The 19,879-nt window shown below is 72.9% G+C and carries 16 protein-coding genes; 11 read left to right on the top strand and 5 right to left on the bottom strand.

Going from position 1 to position 19,879, the window contains the following annotated elements:
* Positions 1-76: 76 nt before the first annotated feature.
* Complete coding sequence (locus ACZ4Z3_RS20080) at positions 77-712, bottom strand: hypothetical protein (protein WP_468502247.1); 636 nt, start codon at positions 710-712, stop codon at positions 77-79.
* Between the two features lie 168 nt (positions 713-880).
* On the opposite strand from ACZ4Z3_RS20080, the gene ACZ4Z3_RS20075 reads away from it, so the two are divergent.
* On the top strand, positions 881-1,279 hold the full coding sequence (locus tag ACZ4Z3_RS20075) for a VOC family protein (protein WP_468502246.1): 399 nt from the start codon (positions 881-883) through the stop codon (positions 1,277-1,279).
* A gap of 75 nt (positions 1,280-1,354) precedes the next feature.
* Here the strand turns inward: ACZ4Z3_RS20075 and ACZ4Z3_RS20070 are convergent, their stop codons facing one another.
* A complete protein-coding gene (locus tag ACZ4Z3_RS20070) occupies positions 1,355-2,050 on the bottom strand; it encodes a helix-turn-helix domain-containing protein (RefSeq protein ID WP_468502245.1) in 696 nt (231 codons plus the stop codon).
* A gap of 226 nt (positions 2,051-2,276) precedes the next feature.
* Between ACZ4Z3_RS20070 and ACZ4Z3_RS20065 the strand changes: the two genes are divergently transcribed.
* Complete coding sequence (locus ACZ4Z3_RS20065) at positions 2,277-2,636, top strand: hypothetical protein (protein ID WP_468502244.1); 360 nt, start codon at positions 2,277-2,279, stop codon at positions 2,634-2,636.
* Here the strand turns inward: ACZ4Z3_RS20065 and ACZ4Z3_RS20060 are convergent.
* Positions 2,601-3,734 (bottom strand): YihY/virulence factor BrkB family protein, encoded by a 1,134-nt coding sequence (locus ACZ4Z3_RS20060; protein ID WP_468502243.1) that lies wholly within the window; start codon positions 3,732-3,734, stop codon positions 2,601-2,603. The genes ACZ4Z3_RS20065 and ACZ4Z3_RS20060 overlap by 36 nt on opposite strands.
* A gap of 562 nt (positions 3,735-4,296) precedes the next feature.
* Positions 4,297-4,521, bottom strand: a complete 225-nt coding sequence (locus tag ACZ4Z3_RS20055) for a hypothetical protein (protein WP_468502368.1) — start codon at positions 4,519-4,521, stop codon at positions 4,297-4,299.
* On the opposite strand from ACZ4Z3_RS20055, the gene ACZ4Z3_RS20050 reads away from it, so the two are divergent.
* The 8 genes from ACZ4Z3_RS20050 (at position 4,429) to ACZ4Z3_RS20015 (ending at position 17,699) form a co-directional block, all read left to right on the top strand.
* Entirely contained in the window at positions 4,429-6,858 is a 2,430-nt protein-coding gene (locus ACZ4Z3_RS20050) for a Pls/PosA family non-ribosomal peptide synthetase (RefSeq protein ID WP_468502356.1), read from the top strand. The two genes, ACZ4Z3_RS20055 and ACZ4Z3_RS20050, sit on opposite strands and share 93 nt — an antisense overlap.
* 20 nt (positions 6,859-6,878) lie before the next feature.
* Entirely contained in the window at positions 6,879-9,359 is a 2,481-nt protein-coding gene (locus tag ACZ4Z3_RS20045) for a non-ribosomal peptide synthetase (RefSeq protein ID WP_468502242.1), read from the top strand.
* Entirely contained in the window at positions 9,356-10,414 is a 1,059-nt protein-coding gene (locus tag ACZ4Z3_RS20040) for a TauD/TfdA family dioxygenase (protein ID WP_468502241.1), read from the top strand. Before ACZ4Z3_RS20045 ends, ACZ4Z3_RS20040 begins: the two co-directional genes overlap by 4 nt.
* A complete protein-coding gene (gene sbnB, locus ACZ4Z3_RS20035) occupies positions 10,411-11,451 on the top strand; it encodes a 2,3-diaminopropionate biosynthesis protein SbnB (protein WP_468502240.1) in 1,041 nt (346 codons plus the stop codon). Before ACZ4Z3_RS20040 ends, sbnB begins: the two co-directional genes overlap by 4 nt.
* A gap of 43 nt (positions 11,452-11,494) precedes the next feature.
* Positions 11,495-12,490: a 2,3-diaminopropionate biosynthesis protein SbnA gene (gene sbnA / locus ACZ4Z3_RS20030; RefSeq protein WP_468502239.1), complete on the top strand. Its 996-nt coding sequence runs from the start codon at positions 11,495-11,497 to the stop codon at positions 12,488-12,490.
* Between the two features lie 80 nt (positions 12,491-12,570).
* Positions 12,571-14,217: an acyl-CoA dehydrogenase family protein gene (locus ACZ4Z3_RS20025; RefSeq protein WP_468502238.1), complete on the top strand. Its 1,647-nt coding sequence runs from the start codon at positions 12,571-12,573 to the stop codon at positions 14,215-14,217.
* A 326-nt stretch (positions 14,218-14,543) separates the two neighbouring features.
* Positions 14,544-15,863 carry a helix-turn-helix domain-containing protein gene (locus tag ACZ4Z3_RS20020; RefSeq protein WP_468502237.1) on the top strand — a complete coding sequence of 440 codons (1,320 nt, stop codon included), beginning with the start codon at positions 14,544-14,546 and terminating at the stop codon, positions 15,861-15,863.
* A 495-nt stretch (positions 15,864-16,358) separates the two neighbouring features.
* On the top strand, positions 16,359-17,699 hold the full coding sequence (locus tag ACZ4Z3_RS20015; RefSeq protein ID WP_468502236.1) for a hypothetical protein: 1,341 nt from the start codon (positions 16,359-16,361) through the stop codon (positions 17,697-17,699).
* On the opposite strand, the gene ACZ4Z3_RS20010 is transcribed toward ACZ4Z3_RS20015, so the two are convergent.
* Positions 17,629-19,110 carry an MFS transporter gene (locus ACZ4Z3_RS20010; protein WP_468502235.1) on the bottom strand — a complete coding sequence of 494 codons (1,482 nt, stop codon included), beginning with the start codon at positions 19,108-19,110 and terminating at the stop codon, positions 17,629-17,631. The genes ACZ4Z3_RS20015 and ACZ4Z3_RS20010 overlap by 71 nt on opposite strands.
* 95 nt (positions 19,111-19,205) lie before the next feature.
* Between ACZ4Z3_RS20010 and ACZ4Z3_RS20005 the strand changes: the two genes are divergently transcribed.
* Entirely contained in the window at positions 19,206-19,868 is a 663-nt protein-coding gene (locus tag ACZ4Z3_RS20005) for a helix-turn-helix domain-containing protein (RefSeq protein ID WP_468502234.1), read from the top strand.
* The last annotated feature ends 11 nt before the right edge of the window (positions 19,869-19,879 follow it).

The following is a 19,879-nucleotide window of genomic DNA, read 5'->3' as shown; positions in this document are numbered from 1 at the left end:
CACGCGTTCGATCCGTGAACCCGGTCGTCCCGGCGACGCCTCCCGCAGGCTCGCCGGGGAAGGCCGGGTCCTCGTATCAGCCTGACGCGCCGACCTCGTTGCCGGGTGCTCCGTCGCCGACCGGGGGCAGGTCGCCGCGTTCGACGGGCGTCCCGTCACGCGGGGGCGGGAGGAGGCAGGCCAGTTCGGCGTCGGTGGGGCGGTGGGCGGCGCGGGCGGCGGCCCGCAGCACGTCGCGGTCCACGGCGGTCGTGACCGCGCTGATCCGGACGACGTGGTCACCGCGCTGGAGGGCGTACTCGTGCTGTCCCGCAGACGTGCGGTACCAGGCGCCGCCGTCGCGCACGCAGTCGACCGCCGTGCCGGTGCCCTGACCGAGAGGCTTCTCGGGACAGTTCTCGGCGGTCATCGCGCCGCGGTCGACGAGGAGCAGGAGCTGGGCGCTGTTCCGCCGGGACCAGTAGGCGGCGGAGAAGCCGTCGTCGCCGTACACGCCGACCGACTGCCGGGCCAGTTCGAATCCCGGGGACTCGGTGACGTAGACCAGTCCCGGAGCGAGACCGAGTGCCTCGGCGCGGGCGTGGAGTTGAGCCCGGTCGGGGGTCGGCGCGAGAAGTGCGCGGGGCACCGCGACGACCTTCTCGCTCCCGCAGCCCGTGAGCAGCAGCGGCAGCAACACCAGGGGCAGCAGAGTGCGCGCGGTACGGAACATGTCCCCCATCCTGCCGCACAGTTGTTCCACAGGAAGGGCAAAGAGTCCGTTGTCCGAAAGCGCTTGCCCTCTACGTCGGCAATCGGTCGCCACAGCCTCCCGGCGGGCCCTCGCCCCGTGTCCGTTTCCTTCAAGACCGGCCGTGCGCGGCACGCCTACGGTGGCCGTATGACTCCACGACTCGACGCGATCGGGATGGTGGCTTCGGACATGGCCGCCTCCGTCACCTTCTACCGCCGTCTCGGCTTCGACTTCCCCGAGGGCTCCGAGGAGCAGCCGCACGCGGAGGCCGCGCTGCCCGGTGGGCTCCGGCTGATGCTCGACACCGAGGAGACCGTGCGGTCCTTCCACCCCGAGTGGCGGCGGGGCAGGGGCGGCGGCGCCGGCCTGGCCCTGCTGTGCGACAGTCCCGCCGAGGTCGACACGGTGTACGAGGAGCTGGTCGCCGCCGGGTACCAGGGCGAGCTCAAGCCGTGGAACGCGGTGTGGGGCCAGCGGTACGCCGTCGTCCTGGACCCGGACGGCAACGGCGTCGACCTCTTCGCACCGCTGCCGTCGGCCGGGTAGCGGATGCGGCGGCGGTGTTCCCGGCCTGCGGCTGGTGACCGGTGGCCGGCGTGGGCGCGCACCCGCGCGGGACCGTCACCGTCCGCCGAGCAGCTCGCCCAGTGGCAGTCCCGCCAACTCCCTGACGTCCCGCGCCAGATGGGCCTGGTCGGCGTATCCGGTGCGGGCCGCGGTCTCGGCGTACGGGACCCCGGCGCGGGCCAGCGCGAGCGCCCGCTGCAAGCGCAGTACGCGGGCCAGCGTCTTGGGTCCGTAGCCGAACGCGGCGAGGGAGCGGCGGTGCAACTGCCGCGCCCCCACACCGAGCTCGTCGGCGGTGGCCGACACCGGCCGTCCGGCCTCCAGTGCGGCGACCACCCGCCGCAGCAGCGGATCGGGCCGCTCGCTCTCGGCCGCCCGCTCCAGGACCACCTCTTCGAGGCCGTTCGCGGGATCGCGGGCCGCGTTCACCCGTGCGGTGAGCCCACGGACGAGCGGGGTCGGCCACAGGTCGTCCAACGCGACACGCCGGTCGCGCAGTTCATGCGCGGGCACGCCCAGGAAGGCGGGCGCGGCACCCGGCGGGAACCGGACCCCGGCCCAGCCGCCGGTGGCGCCTTCGACGGTGTGCGCGCGGGTGTCGGGGCCGGCGACGAGCAGCCGTCCGTCGTTCCAGAGGAGATCCATGCAGCCGTCGGGGAGGACCCGCCCCGGGCCGGGATCGTCCGGGCCGCCGGGGCTGTTCGTCCACACGACGGCCCCGCCCAGCCGAGACGCCCGTTCCGCGTACACGGGAAAAGCCTACGTCTGTGACCGGTGGTGGTCCCGCCCCCGTCCGCGGTGCTCCTGGGCTGCGGGCTCACCCCGTCGACCCTGCCCTAGCCGACCCGCCGGGCGATCGCCTCCAGGGTGTCGTCGGTGTCGCGGAGACGGTCCGCGGCCAGGGCGAGCCGCCACGCGGTGAGGCGGGCGCAGGTCGAGGAGCCGGTCGAGGACGACCTCCTGGCCGGGGTTCGTCGTGCCCGCCCGGGAGGTGGGGGCGCTGGTGGAGACGTTCGAGGCGCTGCTGGACGAACGCGACGCGAGGACGCCCGGCAGAGTCTGCGAGGTGCTGGACCGGGAGCCGGGCGGGTTCACCGAGTGCACCCAGGAGGCCGCGGCCGAGGGCACCTGGAGCGGGCGACCGGACGACCGCTGCCGAGGGCACCTGGAGCGGGCGACCGGGTGGCCCGGACTGGTGGGCGGCGGCCCCACGGGTGGCAGCGGGACGCGCGGGGTGGGTGGTCGGTCGCGCGGTTGTCCGGCTCAGCCGGGACGCGCCCGCCCGGCCGGAACCTCCCGCTCATCCCCCCTGCTCGTCGCCCTTCTTCGCGGGTGACCGCAGGCGCGAGGTGACGTCCTCCGGGGGCAGGAAGCGGGACCAGCGCTCCGGGAACTCGGAGGGCATGTCGGGGTCCTCGGGGTCGTGGGAGCGGGCGGCGGCCGCACGGGCCACGTACTCGGCGGCCTGCTCCTCGCGCAGGCGTTCGTTGGCGGCGCGGGCCGCGGCCGTGGCGGCGGCCGGCCAGACCCGGTCGATGGCGGCGTTGACGGCCGCGCCGACCAGGACCGCGAAGGCGCTCACACCGATCCACAGCAGCACGGCGACGGCGGCCGCGAGGGAGCCGTAGATCGTGGCCCCCTCGACCGTGGCGGCGAGGTAGATGCGCAGCAGGAAGCTGCCGAGGACCCACATGCCGAGGGCGACCAGGGAGCCTGGCACGTCCTCCACCCATGGGGAGCGCACAGGTACCGACACGTGGTAGAGCGTCGTGAGGAAGACGATCGACAGGACGATCACGACCGGCCAGTAGAGGACCTGGACGACGGTGGTCGACCACGGCACGATCCGGACCACCGCGTCGGGACCGGCGACCATCAGCGGCAGCGCGACGGAGCCGATGAGCAGGGCCACGATGAACAGCAGGAACGCCATCAGCCGGGTCTTGACGATGCCGCGGACGCCGTCGAGGCCGTACATCACGGTGATGGTGTCGATGAAGACGTTCACCGCGCGGGACCCGGACCACAGGGCGATCAGGAAGCCGATGGAGATGACGTCGGGGCGGCCGCCCTTCATCACGTCGTCCAGGATGGGCTGGGCGATCTCGCGGACGCCCCTGTCCGACAGGACGGTGCGGGAGGCCTCCAGCAGGTTGAGCTCCAGGCTGGCGATGGTGTCGGCGCCGGTCCAGTCGTCGACGTAGCCGAGGAGGCCGATCATGCTGAGCAGCAGCGGCGGCACGGAGAGCAGGGTGAAGAACGCCGCCTCCGCGGCGAGGCCGAGGATGCGGTACTCGATGCAGGAGTTGACGGTGTCCTTGAGGAGCAGCCAGGCGGTCCTGCGCTTGGAGACGTTCCGGTAGAGGGCACGCGCGCGATGGAGACGCCCGTGCGGGCTCTCGGGTCGGGGGGGTGACTGACTTGCTGGCTGCACGCCCTAAAGGTATCCGTCTGGGCGTGCCGACCTCACCTCCCGGCGCCGCGGGCCGCGGCCGGTTCCGCGTGTGCCGCTCGCTTCCCTCCGGCCCCGTCACGAGGCAGATGCCGAAGGGAAACACAGCGGAAACCAAAGGTGATTCCGTATCTCGTTTTCTGTCATGGACGTGCTGGCCGAATTATTGAGGCGACGGAAGTGGAACGCAGGAGCGTGTTTGTACCCGCTTTTCGGAAAGTTCCCCGCTGAAGCTCGCGGCCGGACGGGGTTCGACAAGCCGGAAGAGATCGGAAAAGGGGCGGGAAAGCGTCAATTACCCGGTCTCCCTTGACCTGTTCGGTAATGTGCCGAAAGAATCCGGATTGCATTCCGCTGGGCCGGCCCGGATCAGGCTGCGGCACAGCACAGTCCGGGGGATTCTCCAGGCTTCGACCAGCCTGTTCCACGCCTGTTCCCATTCCGCCACTCCCGTCACCGCATTCCGTCCCCTTTCTCACCGTCATTCCGCGCGCCGTCCGCTCACCCCCGGGCGCCCTTCCTCGCAATACCTGTCGCGGAGAATTCAATGACATTGCCAGTACCACGACACGTGGTGGAAGAACCGGATGCGGTCGAGACGGCCGAGCCGGACGCGGCGGAAAGTCACACCGCCGTCGAGCGACTTCTGGCCGATGTTCTGGCCGACGTCACCCATATCGAACATGTGCCCGCCGAAGCTCACTTCTTCGACGATCTCGGCGCCAACTCGCTGACGATGGCTCATTTCTGCGCCCGGGTCAGGAAGCATCCGCGTCTGCCCTCCGTGTCCATCCGGGACGTCTACGGCCACCCCACCGTCCGCTCCCTCGCGGCCGCGCTGACCGAGGCCCCCGCGCCGCCCGCCACCGCTCCCGCGCCGCCGCCCGAGAAAGCCGCGCCGGGCAGCACACCCCGGTACGTGCTGTGCGGGGCGCTCCAGCTGCTCGTCTTCGCCGGGTACTGCCTGGTGGCCGCCCTCGGCTCCGTACAGGGGTACGCGTGGGTGGCGGACGGCTCCGGGCTCGTCGAGGTCCATCTGCGGTCGGCGGTCTTCGGCGGGCTCGGCCTCGTCGCCCTGTGCCTGCTGCCGGTGGTCGCGAAGTGGCTGCTGATCGGGCGGTGGAAACCGGTGGAGTTCCCTGTGTGGGGCCCGGCCTACCTGCGGTTCTGGATCGTCAAGGCGCTGCTGCACACCAGCCCGATGTCCCTGCTCGTGGGCAACCCGCTGTACGTGCTGTACCTGAGGGCCCTGGGCGCCCGGATCGGCCCCGGTGTCACGATCCTCAGCCGTACCGTCCCGGTCTGCACCGATCTGCTCACCATCGGCGCGGGCACCGTGATCCGCAAGGAGTGCCACTTCCTGGGCTACCGGGCCCGCGCCGGGCTGATCCGCACCGGCCCGGTGACCCTCGGCCGGGACGTGTTCGTCGGCGAGCACACCGTGCTCGACATCGACACCGCCATGGGCGACGGCTCCCAGCTCGGCCACTCCTCCGCGCTGCGCGCCGGCGAGACCGTCCCCGCGGGGCAGAGTTTCCACGGCTCCCCCGCCCGCCGGACGGACGTCGACCACATCCGGGTCGGCCCCGCTCCCTGCGGCACCGCGCGACGCGCCGGATACGGGCTCGCCACGCTGCTCCAGATGTTCCTGCTGTACGTGCCGCTGACCGTCGGCGGCGCCCATCTGCTGCTCGCCGCTGTGCCCTCGCTGGAGGTCCTGCTCGACCCTGGGGCGCTGCACCTCACCTCGGCCCGTTTCTACGCCGAGGCGGTGGCGCTGTCCCTCGCGCTGTTCCTCGGCAGTGTCGTCACCGGCGCCTTCGCGGTGCTCGTGGTGCCGCGGCTGCTGCGCCCGCTGGTCCGGCCGGACCGGACGTACCCGCTGTACGGCTTCCACTACTCGGTGCACCGCGCGATCGCGCGCCTCACCAATGTGAAGTTCTTCGCCTGGCTGTGCGGCGACAGCTCCTACATCGTCCCGTACCTCAAGGCGCTCGGGTACGACCTGTCGCGGGTCGAGCAGACCGGGTCGAACTTCGGCACCGAGATCCAGCACGAGACGCCGTTCCTCACCCGGGTCGGCAGCGGCACCATGGTCGCGGACGGGCTGTCGGTGATGAACGCCGAGTACTCCGCCACGTCGTTCCGGGTCTCCCGGACGTCGATCGGCGGGCACAACTTCCTCGGCAACGCCATCGCCTACCCGGTCGGCGGCCGGACCGGCGAGAACTGTCTGCTGGCGACCAAAGTGCTGGTCCCGCTCGACGGCGAGATCCGCGAAGGGGTCGGGCTGCTCGGCTCGCCGCCCTTCGAGATCCCCCGCTCCGTGGAGCGCGACAGCCGCTTCGACCATCTGCGGCAGGGCGACGAACTGCGCCGCAGGCTCGCCGCGAAGAACCGCTGCAACCTGCGCTCGATGGCCCTGTTCGTCCTCCTGCGCTGGCTGCACCTGTGCGCGCTCACCGTCCTCGGCTTCGCGGCCTACGACCTGTACGGGCACCACCGCGCCGCCGGGCTGCTCGCGCTCGCCGCCGCCCCGCTCGCCGGCCTGGTGTTCACGGTCGCCCACTACGTGCTGGTGGAGCGGTGCCTGACCGGGTTCCGGCCGCTGCGGCCACGGCTGTGCTCCATCTACGACCCGGTGTTTTGGCGGCAGGAGCGGCTGTGGAAGCTCCCGGACAAGCACCTCCAGGTCCTCAACGGCACCCCGTACAAGAGCGTCGTCTGGCGGCTGATGGGGGTACGGATCGGCCGGCGGGTCTTCGACGACGGGGCGTACATCACGGAGCGGACCCTGACCACCATCGGGGACGACTGCACGCTGGCCGCGAGCACCAAGATCCAGGCCCACTCTCAGGAGGACGGCACGTACAAGTCGGACCACGTCACGATCGGCGCGCGCTGCACGCTCGAGGTCGGGGCGTTCGTGCACTACGGCGTGGTGCTCGGCGAGGGGGCCGTGCTCGCCCCCGACTCCTTCCTGATGAAGGGCGAGGAGGTGCCGCCGTACGCGCGGTGGGGCGGGAATCCGGCGACGGAGACGGCGCGGTACGCGGCACCGGACACCCCGGGGCGCTCCCGGACGGACGCCTCGCGCGAACAGTGAAATGAGTCGGGGGGAGACACATGGAACGGTCGAACACGGCGGGCGACACCGCCCGGACGTTCTGGCAGGGGATGCTGACCGCCGGGGGGCGGACCGCGATCCCGAGGTGGAGCGGCGATCCCGTGAAGGGCAGCGCCGCGTACGAAGTGCCGTTGCCCGAGGGCATGCTGGCGGGCCCGGACGGTACGGCGGCGCTGCTCGCCGCCCATGCGAAGGTGCTCGGCGCGCTCTGCGGCGAGCGGGAGGTCACCACCGGCTGGGCGGTGGACGGCCGGGTGCTGCCCTGCCGGATCGGCACCGCGCCCGGTGACACCTGGCGGTCCCTGCTGGGGCACACCCGGCGCGTCCTCGCGGAGCTGTCGGCCCACGCCGGCTTCCCCGTGGACGCCCTGCGCGCCGAACTCGGCCTGGAGGAGGCGCCGTTCGAGACCGTGCTCGACACCACCGGGGCGGACGGCGACCTCGACGGGGACGTGGTCCTGCGGGTGGCGCCGGTGCGGGGCGCGCACGGGCCCGCGCTGCGGCTGCGGTACCGCACCGACGTCCTGGACGAGGGCGCCGCCGCCCGGATCGCCGGCTACCACGTCACCGCGCTCGCCGGGCTCGCGGTGGAACCGTACGCCGAACACGCGCGGCAGAGCCTGCTGTCGGACGACGAGGTCCGCCTCCAGCTCGACGGCCTCGCCGGGCCGCACCGCGAGCTGCCCGACCGCCGGGCGCACGAGCTGTTCGAGCAGCGGGTCGTGGCGCACCCCGACGCCGTCGCGGCCGTCCACGGCGACCGGCGTTGGACGTACCGGGAGCTCAACTCCCTCTCGAACCAGCTCAGTCGGGCCCTGCTGGTGCGCGGACTCGGCCGTGAGGGAGTGGTCGCGGTGGTCACCGAGCGGAACCTCGACTGGATGGCCGCCGTCCTCGCCGTCCTCAAGGCCGGGGGCGTCTACCTCCCCATCGAGCCGCACTTCCCCGCCGAGCGCATCGCCCGGACGCTCACCCGGGCCCGCTGCGAGCTGGTGCTCACCGAGCGGGGCAGCACCGCGACCCTGGACGCGGCCCTGGCCGCGCTTCCCGACACACAGAAACTGCTCGTGGAGGACGCCTACGACGAGGCGCACCCCGACTCCGACCTCGGCATGGAGATCACCCCGGACCGGCTCGCGTACATCTACTTCACGTCCGGCTCCACGGGCGAGCCCAAGGGCGCGATGTGCGAGCACGCCGGGCTGGTGAACCACCTCCACGCCAAGCTCGACGACCTGGGGATCGGCGAGGGCGACGTCGTCGCGCAGACCGCGCCCCAGTGCTTCGACATCTCCCTGTGGCAGCTACTGGCCGGGCCTCTGGCCGGCGGGCGGACCCTGCTGGTGGAGCAGGAGGAGATCCTCGACGTCGAACGGTTCGTCGACCGGATCACGGCCGGCCGGGTGAACGTGCTCCAGGTCGTGCCGTCGTACCTCGAAGCCGTCCTCGCCCATCTGGAGCAGCGCCCGCGCCCGCTGCCGGACCTGCGCCGGGTGTCCGTCACCGGGGAGGCGCTGAAGAAGGAGCTGGCCGAACGCTGGTTCGCCACCGGGCCCGGGATTCCGCTGGTCAACGCCTACGGACTCACCGAGACCTCGGACGACACCAACCACGAGGTGATGCACCGGGCACCGGAGGGCGACCGGGTGCCGCTCGGCCGCCCGGTCGGCAACGTCCGCGTGTACGTCGTGGACGAGCACCTCTCCCTCGTACCGCTGGGCGCCCCGGGTGAGATCGTCCTCTCCGGGGTCTGCGTCGGGCGGGGCTATGTCAACGATCCCGAGCGCACCCGGCGGGCCTTCACCACCGACCCGTACCGGCCGGGTGAGCGGCTCTACCGCAGCGGCGACCACGGACGGTGGCGGCCCGACGGCAAGCTGGAGTTCCTCGGCCGCCGGGACACCCAGGTCAAGGTGCGGGGCTTCCGCATCGAGATCGGCGAGGTGGAGAACGCGCTGCTGCGGGTCGACGGGGTACGTGACGGCGCGGTCGTGGTCGCCGGGGGCGCGCGGCTGGTCGCCTTCCACTCCGGCCGGCCGCTGCCGGGCGAGGTGCTGCGGGAGCGACTCGCGGCCTCGCTGCCGGCGTACATGGTGCCGTCGGCGTTCCACTGGCGGGCGAGCCTGCCGCTGACCGCCAACGGCAAGACCGACCGGCGGGCGCTCACCGAACTGGCCGAGTGCGTCGACACCACGGACGGCGGACCCGCGGTGGCGACGGTCACGGCGACCGAGGAGCGGCTGGCCCTCGCGTGGGCCGGCGCGCTGGGTGTGCCGAGGGCCCGGATCGGCCGCGACGACCACTTCTTCGACCTGGGCGGCACCTCCCTGTCGGCGGTGAAACTCGCCGTCGCCCTGGACCGGGCGGTGTCCCTCAAGGACGTTGCCCACCACCCGGTCCTCGCGGACCTCGCCGCCCTGATCGACACACGGACGGCCGCACGGGCCGCCGCCGACCTCGACGGAAGGGCGTCGTCATGAGCTTTCTGAGCCGCCGCGGCGCCCGGGACCGCCGCCGCACCGCCCCGGAGGCGCCGCCGGTTCCGCAGCCGCTCCCGGAGGTGGACCTCTCCCCCGGCAGGCCCGCTCTGCTGCCGGTCTCCCCCGTCGTGCCCGCGCCCCGCTGGGCGGCCGGGCACCGGAACGCCCTGCGGGCCGTCGTCGCCGAGCACGGCGCGGTCCTGGTGCGGGGCCTCGGACTGCGGGACGCGGCCGAGGCCGAGGCCGTGTTCCGGCAGCTGGGCGGCGGCACCCTGCTGGGCGAGCGGGAGACGTTCGCACCCCGGCGGACGCACGCGGACGGGGTGTACTCCTCGACCCCCTGGCCGCCGAACCAGCCCATGTGCATGCACCACGAGTCGAGCTACACACGGGAGTTCCCGGGCCTGCTGCTCCTGGCCTGCCTCCGGCCCGCCGACCGGGGCGGGGCGACGGGCCTCGCCGACGCGGAGGCCGTGCTCGCCGCGCTGCCGGCCGGGCTCGCCGAACGGTTCGAGCGGGACGGCTGGCTGCTGACCCGCTCCTACAACGACGAGATCGGCGCGTCCGTCGAGGACGCCTTCGGCACCGCCGACCGGGCCGCCGTCGAGCGGTACTGCCGCGCCAACGGCGTCGACGTGGCCTGGCAGCCCGACGGCTCCCTGCGCACGCGGCAGCGGCGCCCCGCCGTGGTGCGGCACCCGGTCACCGGTCGGCGCTGCTGGTTCAACCAGGTCGCGTTCCTCAACGCATGGACGATGGACCCCGAGGTGCGCGCGTACCTGATGGACCTCTACGGCCCCGACGGCCTGCCCTTCGACACCCGCCACGGCGACGGCGAACCGATCGGCGCGGACGTCGTCGAGACGCTCAACGCGGTCTACGAGGCCCACACCGTCCGCACCCCGTGGCGGGCCGGTGACCTGCTGCTCGTCGACAACATCCGCTGCGCCCACAGCCGCGAGCCCTACGAGGGGCCACGCGAGGTGCTTGTGGGGTTCACGGACCCCGTACGGCTTTCCGATGACGACACGAAGGACGAGGTGAGGTTCGTATGACCGGGACTCCGGGCTTTGCCGTGATCTCCGGCGCCCAGGTGCGGGAGGCGCTCCAGGGGCGGGAGCGGGAGATCGTCGACCTGGTCGAGACCGTGTACCGGCTGCACGGCGCCGGGGACACGGGCGACACGGTCAACCCGCCGTCGTACTTCCTGCGCTTCCCGGACCGCCCGTCCTCGCGGATCATCGCGCTGCCCGCCTCGCTGGGGGGAACGTTCCAGGTGGACGGGTTGAAGTGGATCTCCAGTTTCCCGGAGAACACGGCGGCCGGGCTGCCCCGCGCCTCCGCCGTGCTCATCCTCAACGACCACACCACCGGCTATCCGTTCGCCTGTCTGGAGGCCTCGGTCATCAGCGCGACCCGGACGGCCGCGTCGGCGGCGCTCGCGGCCGACCGGCTGAGCACGGCCCGTGAGGCGCCCCGCCCGGTCCGGGTCGGCTTCGTCGGCACCGGCCTGATCGCCCGCTACATCCACACCTTCCTCGCCGCGACCGGCTGGTCCTTCGAGGAGGTGGGGGTGCACGACCTGTCCGCGACCAGTGCGGCCGGGTTCCGGGGGTACTTGGAACGGTCCGGCGCGAGCGGGCGGGTGGTCACGTACGACAGCGCCGAGGACGTGATCCGGGCCAGCGACCTGATCGTGTTCGCGACGATCGCGGGCGAGCCGCACGTGCACGAGCCCAAGTGGTTCGCCCACCACCCGCTGGTGCTGCACGTGTCGCTGCGGGACCTGGCGCCCGAGGTGCTGCTCGGCTCGGCGAACTTCGTCGACGACGTCGAGCACTGTCTGAAGGCGAACACCTCACCGCACCTCACCGAACAGCTCACCGGCGGCCGGGACTTCCTCGACGGAACGCTCCACGACGTGCTCACCGGCCGCGCGTCCGTACCGGCGGACCGTCCGGTGATCTTCTCGCCCTTCGGCCTCGGGGTCCTCGACCTCGCGGTCGGCGGTCGTGTCCACGCCGAGGTCGCCCGGACGGGCGGCCTGCGGATCGTGGACGACTTCTTCCACGAGCTGCGCCGGCACGGCTGACGGCCGACGCAGCGGTACGACAAGCACCACCAGGGGGGCCGCAGTGCCAGTCATATCCGTTCCCACGGACTTCAACGAGGAGGAGCTGTACGTCGACCTGCGCACGGTCGTCGGCCACAGGCTCTTCCTCAAGTGCGAGGGCTTCAACTTCGCCGGCTCGATCAAGCTCAAGGCCGCGACCGAGATGGTGCGGGCCGCCGAACGGGACGGACGGCTCGGGCCGGGCTCGACCCTCGTCGAGTCCTCGTCCGGGAACCTGGGCGTGGCGCTCAGCATGATCGCGGCGAGCCGGGGCTACCGGTTCCTGTGCGTGACCGACGCCCGCTGCAACCCGGCGACCAAGGGGCTGATGGAGGCGCTCGGCAGCCGGGTCGACGTCATCACCGAGCCGGACCCGATCGGCGGCTTCCTCGGCGCGCGGATCGCCTACGTCCGCGCGCTGTGCGCCGCCGACGAGCGGTACGTGTGGCTCGACCAGTACACCAACCAGGCGAACTGGCGGGCGCACTACCGCACCACCGCGCCCGCCATCGCCCGGCAGTTCCCGCGGCTCGACGTGCTGTTCGTGGGGGTCGGCACCTCGGGAACGCTGATGGGGTGCGCCCAGTGGTTCTGGGAGCGGCGGCGCCGGGTGCGGATCGTGGCCGTGGACAGCGTGGGCTCGGTCGCGTTCGGCGGGACGCCGGGCCGCCGGCTGATCCCCGGCCTCGGTACGAGCGTGGCTCCGCCGCTGCTCGACGCGTCCTGCGTGGACGACGTCGTCCGGGTGGAGGAGGCCGACACCGTACGGGCCTGCCACCGCCTGGCGCGGCGCGGCTTCCTCTTCGGGGGCTCCACCGGCACGGTGGTCAGCGGCGCCGTCGACTGGCTGAACCGGGACGGCTCCCCCGACCTCACCGCGGTCGCCATCGCCCCCGACCTGGGCGAACGCTACCTCGACACGATCTACCGTCCGGGCTGGCCCCTGGAACAGTACGGAGGGTCCTTCCTCGGCACCGACGAACTGGGCACGGGTGAACTGACGGCACCGGCGGTCTGAGCCGGGATTTGGGGGCGGCCTCGGGGAGCCTCCCCCGGATGCGGGTGACCGTCGCCGTACCGGGGGGTAGGTTTCGTGGCATGGCAGCCACGCACGAAGTGACCAATCAGGTTCCGCCCCTGGTGGGCTATGACGTCTACGCCGCCGACCGCGCCCTGACGGAGGCCGTCGAGCGGCATGTGGCCCCGGACGTCCTCGACGAGGCCCGCGGTGACCTGTCGGGGCTCGGGCGTACGGCCGGGTCGGAGCAGGTCCAGGAGTGGGGCAGGCTCGCCAACGAGAACCCGCCGAAGCTGCGCACCCACGACCGCTACGGCAACCGGATCGACGAGGTCGAGTTCCACCCCTCCTGGCACCGGCTGCTCGGCAAGGGCGTCTCCGCGGGGCTGACGGCCGCCTGGACGCGCCCCTCCGGGCACGTCCGGCGCGCCGCCGGCTTCGTCGTCTGGACCCAGGTCGAGGCCGGCAACGGCTGCCCCCTGTCGATGACGCACGCGGCGGTGCCGGCCCTGCGCACGGACCCGGCGCTGGCCGCCGAGTGGGAGCCCCGGCTGACGTCCACGATCTACGACTGGGACCTGCGGCCCGCCGACCGGAAGGCCGGCGTGCTCTTCGGGATGGGCATGACGGAGAAGCAGGGCGGAAGCGACGTACGCGCCAACACGACCGAGGCCCGGCCCCTGGCCGAGGACGGGACGTACGAACTGCGGGGCCACAAGTGGTTCTGCTCGGCGCCGATGTCCGACGGCTTCCTGGTGCTGGCGCAGGCGCCGGGCGGCCTGACCTGTTTTTTGGTGCCGCGAGTGCTGGCGGACGGCACCCGCAACGTGTTCCGCATCCAGCGGCTGAAGGACAAGCTGGGCAACCGGTCGAACGCCTCCAGCGAGGTCGAGTTCGACGGGACGTGGGCGCGCCGGGTCGGCGACGAGGGCCGGGGCGTGCGCACGATCATCGAGATGGTGTCCGTCACCCGGCTGGACTGCGCGCTGGGCGCCGCCTCACTGATGCGGCAGGCGGTGGCGCAGGCCGCTCACCACTGCGCGTACCGGGAGGCGTTCGGCGGGAAGCTGATCGACAAGCCGCTGATGCGGAACGTTCTCGCCGACCTGGCGCTGGAGTCGGAGGCGGCGACGACCCTGGCGCTGCGGCTGGCGGCGGCGTACGACGCGGCGGAGGGACCGGACGGCGACGAGGGCGAGCGCGCGCTGCTGCGGCTGGCGGTGCCGGCCGCCAAGTACTGGGTGACCAAGCGCTGCACGGCCACGGTGACGGAGGCCGCGGAGTGCCTCGGCGGCAACGGCTACGTCGAGGAGTCGGGCATGCCGCGACTGCTGCGGGAGTCGCCGCTCAACTCGATCTGGGAGGGCGCCGGGAACGTCCAGGCGCTGGACGTGCTGCGCGCCCTGCAGCGGGAACCCCGGGCGCTCGACGCGTACTTGCGTGAGGTGGGCCGGGCCCGTGGTGCCGACCACCGGCTCGACGGGGCGATCAAGAACCTGCTGACCGAACTCGCCGACCTCGACGGCGTGGAGGCGCGTGCCCGCCGCCTCGTGGAGCGCCTCGCCCTCGTCCTCCAGGGCGCCCTGTTGGTCCAGTACGCGCCGCCGGCGGTCGCGGACGCGTTCTGCGCGTCCCGTCTGGGCGGCGACTGGGGCTCGGCCTTCGGCACCCTGCCGCACACGCTGGACCTGGCCTCGGTGGTGGAGCGGGCCCGGCCGGTGGGCTGAGCCCCGCCGGGCGGGGCCCCTTTCGAGTGGCGCGGAGGTGGTGCTGCGCCGACACGGCACCACCCCCGCGTTCGGGCCCCTGCGAGCGGAGCACACGCGCCGCACCGGGCGGCGTTGAACAAGTTTCAAGCAGTGCCCGGCCGTCCGCCAGGGTTGCAGGGGGTTGCAACTCGTCGGCGCTCTGTGGCCGGAGTGAGTCCCTCCGTGGGCGAGGAACGGCAGACTATGGACCCCGTAGTCAACGCCGGTCACGCAGGCCCGGACTCCCTCGGCCCTTCCGGGCGGGGAGGCGGCCCTGCCGGGAGGAACGAGTGCCGCACTCGCCGATGGAAGTCACGCGGCTCACCGCCACGGACGCCGCCCGGGCGGCACGGGTGCTCGGCGAGGTCCGTGCCTCCGCCCTCGCCGGACGGCGTCCGAACCCCTCCCCCCGCCCGGTGGTCAGGGAGTCCTGGAGCCGCATGCTGCAAAGCGGGATGGATCCCGACCACGACTTCCGGGCCGACCTGCTGAGCCATGACGAGGTGGAGCGCCGCCGTCATACCTCTCCCCTTCGGCATGTACTGCCGGTGCTGCGCGAGGGGTTGCTGTCCCTGGCGGACACCGCGCAGCACATCATGCTGGTCGCGGACGCGGACGCCCGGGTGTTGTGGCGGGAGGGCAGTACGGGGGTGCTCCGCAAGGCCGACGGGCAGGGCCTCGGGGTCGGCGCGGACCTGCGGGAGGAGACCGTCGGCACGAACGGGGTGGGCACGCCCCTGGTGGTCCGCCGCCCCGTCCAGGTGTTCGCCTCCGAGCACTTCGTGCGGGCCCTGCACTCCTGGACCTGTACGGGTGCGCCCATCACCGACCCGCGCGACGGCAGGCTCCTCGGGTCGGTCGACATCAGCGGCCCCCTGGAGACCCTGCACCCCGCGACGCTGGCGCTGGTCGACGCGGTCGCCAAGCTGGCCCAGTCCCGGCTGCGCGACCTGCACCTCACCTCGCTGGAACAACTGCGGGCGGTGGCGGCCCCGGTACTGGCCCGGATCGGCGGCCCGGCGGTCGCCGTGGACCGGGACGGCTGGACGGCGGCGGTGACGGGCATGCCGTACACCGGCCGCCTCGCCCTGCCCAAGTCCGTCTCGCCGGGCCGCTGTTGGCTGCCCGCGCTGGGGCTGTGCACGGTCGAGCCGCTCTCCGCCGGCTGGCTGATACGGCCCACCGCGGACCCCGCGCCCGCCACGACGGCCACCCGTATCGGCCTCGACGTCTCCCATCCGCGCCGCTGGACCGTCACCGTCTGCGGATCCGCTGGCTCCTGGACCCGTGAACTGAGCCCCCGCCACGCGGAGTTGCTGTACCTCCTCGCCCTCCACCGCGGTGGCCGCAGCGCGTCCGCCCTCGCCGACGACATGTTCGGCGACCCCGCCCGCACGGTCACCGTCCGCGCCGAGATGTCCCGCGTACGCCGCTACCTGGGCGCCTACCTCGACCACCGCCCGTACCGCTTCACGGAACGAGCCGACGTCGAGGTGATCCTTCCCGACAGCCCCCTGGATCTGCTGCCGCATTCGGTGGCACCGGGGGTGGTGCGGGCCAGGGGGGCGGCGTCAGTCGGACAGGCCTGGACGGAAGGGCCGTTGGGGCACGGGGAACAGTCCTAGAGTCGTGGCCGGCTACACCCGTGCGCCGAAAGTGTCCGACCATCTCGTGCTGTGGCGGCTGACAGCCCATCGGCCGAACCGGCTTCTGCGCACGCTGACCGAGCGCTGTCCCGAACTCGATGGATCGAAACAAACCTGCCGGCCCTGCCGCCGGACACATGTTTCATGGACGAGTTCCCCGATGCCCGACAGCACACGGATGCCCGACGGCACGCCGACGCGGTGGTGGACCATGTGCTGAAAGACGGCCCCGCCTCGCATGTCGCTTTCCCCCGCGCCGCCCCCTGACCCCGGCCGACCCCGGCCCGTGTCAAACCTCCCGCAACCCTCCCCCGATGTACGGATCATGGCCCCCAGGTGAGGGATCTCCCTGTATTTCCCGCGTCCTCGGCGTGACACGTGTCCCACTGCCGTAGCATCCCTTCCAGGCCACCCCACCTGTCCCTCCGTCAAGGTTCCGCTCGCAGGAGGCAGTTGGCCGACCGGGAGGTTGTGATGAAGCATCGCGGTAGGCACCGACGGCGCAGAAGGGGGCGCGCGCTGCGCGCTTCCCTCGCGGGGACCGCGCTGGCGCTCACGGCGGCGGCCACTCTGATCAGCACGTCCCAGGCGGCGGGCGGGAAGACGCCGGGCGGCCTGTCGGCGGTCGGTTCGGCCGCCGAGTTGCGCGACCTCCGCCTCACGGAGAACCTCACCGACCGGACCGCGCTGGAGACCCTCACCGCCGGGATGGGCGGCCGGGTCGGCGTCGACGAGGTGCTGCGCAGCGCCAACCACACGATGCGGGACGAGGGCGACTGCTTCGTCACCGAGAAGGGCGTCCTGCCGGTCGCGCCGACGGCCGCGCGGGCCTACTGCTGGGAGGCCCCGGACGCGGTCGACGACCGGTGGCGGCCCCAGTCGGTCACCACGTCCCGCGACAACAAGGTCCTCGTGTCCGGCTGGACCCACGCCGGCACCACCGCCGGCGAGGAGGGGCTCGCCCGGGTCGCCTTCGTCGACGCGAGCGACCCGTCGGACCTGAAGTACCGCTGGGTGCTGCTCGTCGTGCCGCAGGCCGACGGCAAGGGCCTGAAGGCGGTGCGTTCCCGGCTCGGCGGCATGGCCTGGTACGAGAACAAGCTGATCGTCACCGCCCGGAACCCGCAGAACAGCGGATACCGCGACGACTCCCTCTTCGTCTTCGACCTCGACCGCTTCCTCCGCGCCGACGTCACCGACAGCGACGCGATCGGCAAGGTCGACCGGGGCTTCTCCGCCCACCACTACCGGTATGTGCTGCCCGCGGTCGCCTCCTACAGCCCGGCCTCGGGCGACACCTGCGACGCACGCGGCAACGACGGGGTGCCTTGTCTCACCTCCCTCTCGCTCGACCGGACGTCGACGCCGCCGAGCGTCGTCGCGAACGAGTCGTTCGCGACGGGCAGCGGGACGGCGGCGCGTGTGTGGCGGTACGACCTCGACACCGTCTCCGACCGGGCGGGGCTGCTCGGCACCACCGGGCGGCAGGGCGAGGTCGAGGCCGACGAGGCGTACGAGACGAAGGCCACCGATGTCCGGGGCGTCCTCTCCCACGACGGCGACTGGTACGTGAGCCAGGCCGCCGCCAAGCATGGGCGGCACGGCACGGTGTGGCGGCAGGACGAGGAACGGGCCCGTGCCGCCAGCTGCACGGACGGCACCTCGGAGCACCAGTCGTACGCCTGCTGGGGGCTGCACGGCGGGCCCCTCTCCTACTCCCCCGAGACCGGCGAGCTGTGGACGCTCACCGCTCCCGTCCCCGAGCGGGTGCTGTACGCGGTGAAGCTGTCCGACGTCGAACGCGCCCTGGACTAGCGGCACGGGAGGCCGGCCCCTCGGTCACCTTCTTCGGCCGTGACACCTGCGCCACGAGGAGGAGCAGTACGCCGCAGGCGGCGACCAGGATCCAGCCCGGCCGGGACGCGTGCGCGAGTTCCGCCGGGCCGGCATCGGTGACCAGGCCGCCGGCGAGAGCGATACCGAGCGCGGAGCCGAGTTGCCGTGCCGTGGAGGTGATCGCCCCCGCCACACCGGCACGGGCGGCCGGCAGTCCGTTGACCGCGGTGTTGGTCAGCGGGGCGTTGGCGAAGCCGAACCCGATGCCGACGAACGCGTACGCGGTCAGCAGCAGGAGCACGCTCGTGTGCGGGGTGAGCCGCACCAGGCAGAGTCCGCCGACCGTGATGAACCCGCCGGCCAGCAGCAGCGGCGGCCGCGGTCCCGTGCGGCCGACCATGCGGCCCGCCCACGGGGCGCAGACGGTCGCCCCGACGGCCAGGGGCAGGGTCGCGACGCCCGCGGCCAGCGCCGTCCATTCCCGCGTGTGCTGCAGGTAGAGGGTGTTCAGCAGCAGCGTCGTGCTCAGCGCGACGAAGACCGCGACCGCGCCCACGACCGCACCGCTGAACACCGGGCGCCCGAAGAGGCGCAGATCCATGAGCGGCTCACGTCGGCGGGACTCGACCCGCACGAGAGCGGCCGCGGCCACGGCGCCGCACGCGTAGCCCGCCAGCGCTGCGGGCGATGTCCAGCCGATGCGCGGCCCTTCGATCAGGACGCCGACGACGACGGCGAGGACCACCGTCAGCAGGACCTGGCCGGGCAGGTCGAGCCGGCGGGCCCGCGGGGCCCGGGACTCCGGCACGAACGCGGCGCTGAGCAACAGGGCGGCGGCGATGACGGGCGCGTTGATCCAGAACAGGGCCCGCCAGTCGAGGTGCGCGAGCAGCACGCCGCCCGTCAGGGGTCCGGCGGCCATGCTCAGCCCGAACACCGAGGCCCAGACACCGATCGCCTGCGCCCGTTCCCTCGGGTCCGGCATCGCGTTCACCACGATCGCGAGCGCCACGGGGCTGAGCATCGAGGCGCCGACGCCCTGGAGGGCGCGGGCCGCGACGAGTACACCGGCCGACGGGGCGAGCGCGCAGAGCAGTGAGGCCGCGCCGAACACGGCCAGCCCGCTCTGGAAGACCCGGCGGCGTCCGAAGCGGTCCGCCAGCGCGCCGGCGGAGATCAGGAGACTGGCGAGGACGAGAGTGTAGGCGTCGACGATCCATTCGAGACCGCGGGTGTCGGTGTCCAGGCCACGCCCGATGGCCGGCAGACCGACGTTGACGATGGTGGTGTCGAGGCCGACCAGGAACATGCTCAGACAGCAGACGGCCAGGACCGTCCAGCGTCCGCGTGCGCTGAGGGTGGGGGGAGCGGGGTGGGTCGTCGTGGTCATGGGCCGCCTCCAGGTCCGGGAACAGGGCCCGCCAAGGCTCGGCCCGAGCGGCGGCCACGGCCCAGGGTTTTTGCGAACACTGCAAAACTGGGGTCATGGACATCACAGGATCCGGCGGCGCGCGGCTGGAGCAGATCCTCGACGGCATCGGGCCCCGGCTGCGCGGGCTGCGCAGGGACCGGGGTCTCACCCTGGAGGCACTCGCGGCCACGACCGGAATCTCCGTCAGCACGCTGTCCCGGGTGGAGTCGGGCAGGCGGCGTCCGACCCTGGACCTGCTCATCCCGCTGGCGCAGGCCCATCGCGTCAGCCTCGACCAGCTGGTGGCGGCGCCCGCCAGCGGTGACCCCCGGGTGCACCTCCGGCCCGTTCGCAAGGGGCGCGGAAGCGTCCTGGTGCCGCTGACGCAGTACCCGGGCCGCGTGCAGGTCTTCAAGCAGGTGCTGGCACCCCGCCCGCCGGAACTGGTCACCCACGAGGGCTACGAATGGCTCTACGTCCTCGCCGGCCGGCTCCAGGTCATCCTCGGGGAGCGGGACTTCACGCTGCGGCCCGGCGAGGTGGCCGAGTTCGACACCACCGAGCCCCACTGGTTCGGCCCCGCGGACTCGCACCCTGTGGAGATCCTGCACCTGTTCGGTCCACGAGGGGACCAGGCCGTCGTCCGTACCGGACCGTCCCACGCCGAGCCCGCCCCACCCTCCACCACCGACCCCGCTCCACCGGCCGACCCGGCCCCACCGTCGACGGCCTCCTGAGGCGCGCGGCC

This window comes from Streptomyces sp. NPDC030296, from assembly GCF_055572815.1.
This window is presented reverse-complemented; position numbering and strand designations above follow the sequence as displayed.

Excerpts from the sequence above, each read along its gene's own strand:
- ACZ4Z3_RS20080 (WP_468502247.1), bottom strand. The coding sequence starts at position 712 with ATGTTCCGTACCGCGCGCACTCTGCTGCCCCTGGTGTTGCTGCCGCTG.
- ACZ4Z3_RS20075 (WP_468502246.1), top strand. The coding sequence starts at position 881 with ATGACTCCACGACTCGACGCGATCGGGATGGTGGCTTCGGACATGGCC.
- ACZ4Z3_RS20055 (WP_468502368.1), bottom strand. The coding sequence starts at position 4,521 with ATGCTTCCTGACCCGGGCGCAGAAATGAGCCATCGTCAGCGAGTTGGC.
- ACZ4Z3_RS20045 (WP_468502242.1), top strand. The coding sequence starts at position 6,879 with ATGGAACGGTCGAACACGGCGGGCGACACCGCCCGGACGTTCTGGCAG.
- ACZ4Z3_RS20040 (WP_468502241.1), top strand. The coding sequence starts at position 9,356 with ATGAGCTTTCTGAGCCGCCGCGGCGCCCGGGACCGCCGCCGCACCGCC.
- sbnB (WP_468502240.1), top strand. The coding sequence starts at position 10,411 with ATGACCGGGACTCCGGGCTTTGCCGTGATCTCCGGCGCCCAGGTGCGG.
- ACZ4Z3_RS20025 (WP_468502238.1), top strand. The coding sequence starts at position 12,571 with ATGGCAGCCACGCACGAAGTGACCAATCAGGTTCCGCCCCTGGTGGGC.
- ACZ4Z3_RS20020 (WP_468502237.1), top strand. The coding sequence starts at position 14,544 with ATGGAAGTCACGCGGCTCACCGCCACGGACGCCGCCCGGGCGGCACGG.
- ACZ4Z3_RS20015 (WP_468502236.1), top strand. The coding sequence starts at position 16,359 with ATGAAGCATCGCGGTAGGCACCGACGGCGCAGAAGGGGGCGCGCGCTG.
- ACZ4Z3_RS20010 (WP_468502235.1), bottom strand. The coding sequence starts at position 19,110 with ATGACCACGACGACCCACCCCGCTCCCCCCACCCTCAGCGCACGCGGA.
- ACZ4Z3_RS20005 (WP_468502234.1), top strand. The coding sequence starts at position 19,206 with ATGGACATCACAGGATCCGGCGGCGCGCGGCTGGAGCAGATCCTCGAC.